We start from the raw sequence: 4,602 nt of genomic DNA, 5'->3' as shown, positions 1-4,602 counted from the left end.
CCGTGCTGACGAGCAACGACACCAGGGGCGCCCGCCGCCACGCGACGAGCGCAAGCGAACCGGCGAGGACGGCCGAGAGATCAAGCGCGCCAGCGTGCGGCGTGTAGAGCACGACGACCGACAGCAGGACGGCCATCCCCGCGGCGAGCAGGCCGTCCTGGGCGAGCGGCCGCGACCGGTCCATGAACCTCATTCGTGCAGATTAAGGTCTTCGCCGCTGAGGGGCGTCCGCAGCAGGTCGTAATAAATCGCTACTCCCCGCGAAGTAGTCGGGCCGATCCTACTTCCCGGGTGACAGGCGGAGGAGTATCCCCGGGCAGGATGACCGCTGACCTGCCCGAACATCACGATGTCCGGCATGCATACGATCCGCGTCAAGGACGAACTCGTCATCGAGTCGGCTGCCCGACCGGGTATCACGCTCGCCGCGGTGGCCGTCGTGCAGTTCATGGTGTCGCTGGACCTTTCGGTGGTGAACGTCGGACTCCCGCAGATCGCTGCCGGCCTCGGCTTCAGTGCGGTGAGCCTGACCTGGGTGATCCACGCCTACGCCCTCACCTTCGGCGGGCTGCTCCTTCTGGGCGGCAAGGCCGCGGACCGGTACGGCCGCAAGCGGGTCCTGTTGTTCGGCCTGGGCCTGTTCGGCCTCGCCTCACTCGTCGGCGGCTTCGCCCAGGAACCCGGCCATCTCGTCGCAGCCCGAGCCGCACAGGGCATCGGAGCCGCCGCGCTGGCGCCGGCCGCGCTGGCGCTGCTGACGGCGACGTTCCCCACGGGCAGGGCCCGCATCCGGGCCTTCGGAATATGGAGCGCGATGAACGCAGCCGGAGCCGCCCTCGGCGTCCTGATCGGCGGCCTGCTCACCGAGTACGCCAGCTGGCGCTGGGTGATGTTCGTGAACGTGCCGATGGCCGCCGGCGCGCTGGCTCTGGCCTGGCGAGGCGTCGCCGCCGGCCCGCCCCCGGCTCGCGGTGGCCGTCCGGACGTGCTGGGCGCCGTCCTGGCCACGGCGGGCATGACCTTGCTGGTGTTCGGCGTCGTCCGCAGCGAGCAGTACTCGTGGACCTCGCCGGTCACAGTGACGACCCTGGCGGTCGCCGCCGCGCTGCTGATCGCGTTCATCCACGTCGAACGGACCACGGCCCGCGAGCCGCTGATCCGGCTCGGCCTGTTCGCCAACCGCTCGGTCGCAGGCGCGAACGCCTACAACCTCCTGGCCGGTGCGGCCCTGTCCTCAGCCTTCTACTTCATGTCCCTCTACCTCCAACGCGTCCTCGGGACGGGGCCTGCGCTGACCGGCCTCATGTTCCTGCCGTTCGCCCTCGGAGTGGTCGCCGGCTCCGTGCTCGCCGTCAAACTCGGCTACCGGCTGGCTCCCCGGACCCTTCTGGTCAGCGGCGGGCTCCTGTCCGCGACCGGATTCGCCTGGTTCGGCCTGATCAGCCCCGGCGGCACCTTCGCCACCGACGTACTCGGGCCCGCGATCATCGCCAGCGTCGGCTTCGGGCTCTCTCTCGGACCGCTCGTCTCCATCGCCACCACCGGCGTCGCCCCCCACGAGGCCGGCGCCGCCTCGGGCCTGCTCAACAGCTCACGCCAGATCGGCGCCTCACTCGGACTAGCCGCCCTGGGGACCGCGGCTCACCACCGCACGGGCCAGGTCGTCACGCCCGAGACCCTCAACGACGGATACGCGCTCGCCCTGACCCTCGGTGCCGCGCTCCTGGTCGCCGCCGTCCTCATCGCCTACAGCATCCTGCGCCGAACCGGCCAGCTCTCCCGGGTCGACCAGACCGAGGATCGCGATTCGCTCGCCGTCCGGGACTGATCGGCGATCCACCCCATGCCGCAACCCACCGGCTGAAAGATCATCGAAGGAAGGATGCCTCGGCATGGCCCTCACCCCGATCGATCTCTTCTCCTCCTTCATCCACCTCCGCCAAGGCGGCCAAGTGCACGCCGACCACTGGGAAGTCCACCCCGAGGCCGAGGAGATCGTGTCCTGCCTCATCGGGAAGATGCGCCTCTACCTCCGTCCGGAGCGGCCGGGACAACAGGAGGAGTCGACAATCCCGAAGGAGTATGCCCATGCGTAAGGTCTTCGCCGCACTGGCGGCCGTGTTGATGCTGGCGGTCGCCGTACAGTTCTTCCTCGCAGCCATGGGTTCGTTCGACACCGCGCCCAAGGACGAATCCTTCCAGCCGCACCGCGCGATGGGGAACGGGATCCTCTTGTTCGCGGTCGCGCTGACGTTGTTCGCCGCCGTGGCCCGATTGCCCGGTCGACTGATCGGGATGACCGGCTTGGTCGCCGGACTGATCCTGCTCCAGAGCGTGATCCAGGAGCTCGCCAACGCCTTCGGCGACAGCAGTGGAAGCACGAGCACAGCGGGTGAGCTCGTGTTCGGCCTGCACGCGGTCAACGGGCTGCTCATCGCGACCGTGGGCGGCAGGATCTTCCTTCGCGCTCGTGAGCTCGCGAGTTCCGGAGCCCCCGCAGAGACCGCGCCCGGTTCGGGAGCGCGAACGACCGAACGGACGTCATGACCACGATCCAGTGGATCCTGCTGGACCATGTCGCCGCCCTGGTGAGCGTCGCCACCTGGTTCGCGGCAGGCGTCACCACGGCCCTCAACCGCGTCCGGCTGGGCCTCGGCTTTCTCGTGGCGGCAGTGGTCGCGGCCCTGATTCGGGTGTCCACCGTGGTGATGCTCGCGCGCGCCGGCGGCTGGTGGTTCGCCCAGGAAAAGGTCCTGCTGGGGCTGCCCATGCTCGCCGTCACCGGATTGGCCGCCGCACTGATCGCCGGTCGACCTCTCCTCGACGCCCGGCAGGCCCCGGACCAGGTGCTGCCGGCCGGCAGTGTGGTGGCACTGCTGACCGCCGCCTACGCCGCGCTGGCCGGGCTCGTGGTGACCTTCTTCGTCGGATACCCCCTGACCTGGGGCGTCGCCCTGATCACGATCGCGATCGTGTGTCTCGGCGCACTGCTGACCGCTCGTGCGGTCGCGGCGAAGGCCGACGATGCCGCCGAGAGTGCGGTCGATGATGACGACCCGGCGGCAGCACTGACGCCGGACGGTCGTCCCAGGTTCTCGCGCCGCCAGGTCATGACGTTGGCGGGTCGTGCCGTTGTGGTCGGTGCGGGAAGTGCGGGAGCCGGCTTGTCGTTCCTGTCAGCCGAGTCGGTCACCACCGGCGGGGGCCCGGCGCACCTGCCCTACCACCGTCCGCACGTGTCGGTGGCTGATCTGCGCGGAGCGCGCAAACCTGCGCCGGGCGGTGCCACGAAACGACACGTACTCACCGCACAGAAGGCAACGGTACGGCTCCCGTCCGGGCGCGAACTCCACGCGTGGACGTACGCCGGTCAGCTACCGGGTCCGGCAATCGCCGCCACCGAAGGTGACCTGATCGAGGTGACGCTGCGCAACGCCGATATCGATGATGGGGTGACCCTGCACTGGCACGGTTACGACATCGCCTGCGGGGAGGACGGCGCGCCGGGCGTCACCCAGCACGTGGTGGCCCCCGGGGAGGAGTTCGTCTACCACTTCCGAGCCGACCAGGTGGGGACCTACTGGTACCACACCCATCAGGCTTCGCACGAGGGCGTGCGCAAGGGGCTCTACGGGACCCTCGTCGTGCACCCACGGGCTCCCAGGCCGAGGACGGCAGCCGCAGAGCTGGATCTGACCCTGCCCGTACACACCTTCGACGACACCGTGCTCATCGGAGATCGGGACGCACGCGCCGACCACACCGCGGCGGCAGGGACGCCTGTGCGGCTGCGCTTGCTCAACACCGACTCGGATCCGCACCGGTTCGCACTCGCCGGCACAGCATTCCGCGTCGCGGGCGTCGACGGCAGGGACATCGACCAACCCGGTGAGGTCAGCGAGGTCGGTCTCCGGCTGCCAGCGGGCGGCAGGTACGACCTGGTCTTCGACATGCCGGACACCTCGGTGGCACTCGTGGTCGACAACGATCGCAACGGTGGAGTACGGCTGCACACCGATCGCAACTCAGCAGCCGCCGAACCAGCCGTGGATGACACCTCCGACTGGCCTGAGCTCGACCTTCTCCACTACGGCGAGCCCGCACCCATGCCGTTCGATGGCGGCCATGCCGACCGGCACTTCACGCTCGTCCTGGACCGTGGCGTGGCAATGGTCGACGGGCGGCCGGCGTACGCACACACGGTCAACGGCCGGGGGCACCCGTCGATCCCCGATCAGCTCGTCGCGGAAGGCGACCTGGTCAGGTTCACCGTGGTGAACCAGAGCCTCGAGACGCACCCGTGGCACCTGCACGGCCACCCCGTGCTGATCTTGTCCAGGGACGGCACGCGCTCCTCCGGCAGCCCGCTATGGGTGGACACCTTCGACGTTCGACCCGGAGAGGTGTGGGAGGTGGCCTTCAAGGCGACAAACCTCGGGATCTGGATGAACCACTGCCACAACCTGCCCCACGCGCATCAAGGAATGATGCTCCGGCTCGCCTACGACGGGGTCGGCTCGCCGTTCGGTGACGCACATACGGGCCACGGATGAACGCGATCGGACGTCGCCTGGCTCCGGAGCAGCGGTTCCCGGCCGCGCT

General features: G+C 69.3%; 4 protein-coding genes and 1 pseudogene. 4 read left to right on the top strand and 1 reads right to left on the bottom strand.

Annotated features, from left to right (window positions below; translation table 11 throughout):
• A pseudogene (locus tag HKK72_RS36245) lies at positions 1–193 on the bottom strand (sensor histidine kinase); the annotation flags it as partial.
• Positions 194–358: 165 nt separating this feature from the next.
• Between HKK72_RS36245 and HKK72_RS36240 the strand changes: the two are divergent.
• From HKK72_RS36240 to HKK72_RS36225, 4 genes are all read left to right on the top strand, one after another.
• Positions 359–1,828, top strand: coding sequence for an MFS transporter (locus tag HKK72_RS36240; protein ID WP_187238912.1), 1,470 nt, complete (start codon positions 359–361; stop codon positions 1,826–1,828).
• Between the two features lie 64 nt (positions 1,829–1,892).
• Positions 1,893–2,096: a hypothetical protein gene (locus HKK72_RS36235; protein WP_261987539.1), complete on the top strand. Its 204-nt coding sequence runs from the start codon at positions 1,893–1,895 to the stop codon at positions 2,094–2,096.
• Positions 2,089–2,547: a DUF6220 domain-containing protein gene (locus tag HKK72_RS36230; protein WP_187238911.1), complete on the top strand. Its 459-nt coding sequence runs from the start codon at positions 2,089–2,091 to the stop codon at positions 2,545–2,547. The genes HKK72_RS36235 and HKK72_RS36230 overlap by 8 nt, the downstream gene beginning before the upstream one ends.
• Complete coding sequence (locus HKK72_RS36225; protein WP_187238910.1) at positions 2,544–4,553, top strand: multicopper oxidase family protein; 2,010 nt, start codon at positions 2,544–2,546, stop codon at positions 4,551–4,553. The genes HKK72_RS36230 and HKK72_RS36225 overlap by 4 nt, the downstream gene beginning before the upstream one ends.
• Positions 4,554–4,602: the final 49 nt, after the last annotated feature.

Source organism: Actinomadura sp. HBU206391, from assembly GCF_014323665.1.
GTDB lineage: Bacteria > Actinomycetota > Actinomycetes > Streptosporangiales > Streptosporangiaceae > Actinomadura_C.
The sequence above is the reverse complement of the archived record's forward strand: the minus strand, read 5'-3'. Positions and strand labels throughout refer to the sequence as shown.

Bases quoted from the DNA above. Each gene is read 5' to 3' on its own strand.
- HKK72_RS36225 (WP_187238910.1), top strand. From the start codon at position 2,544: ATGACCACGATCCAGTGGATCCTGCTGGACCATGTCGCCGCCCTGGTG.
- HKK72_RS36240 (WP_187238912.1), top strand. From the start codon at position 359: ATGCATACGATCCGCGTCAAGGACGAACTCGTCATCGAGTCGGCTGCC.
- HKK72_RS36230 (WP_187238911.1), top strand. From the start codon at position 2,089: ATGCGTAAGGTCTTCGCCGCACTGGCGGCCGTGTTGATGCTGGCGGTC.
- HKK72_RS36235 (WP_261987539.1), top strand. From the start codon at position 1,893: ATGGCCCTCACCCCGATCGATCTCTTCTCCTCCTTCATCCACCTCCGC.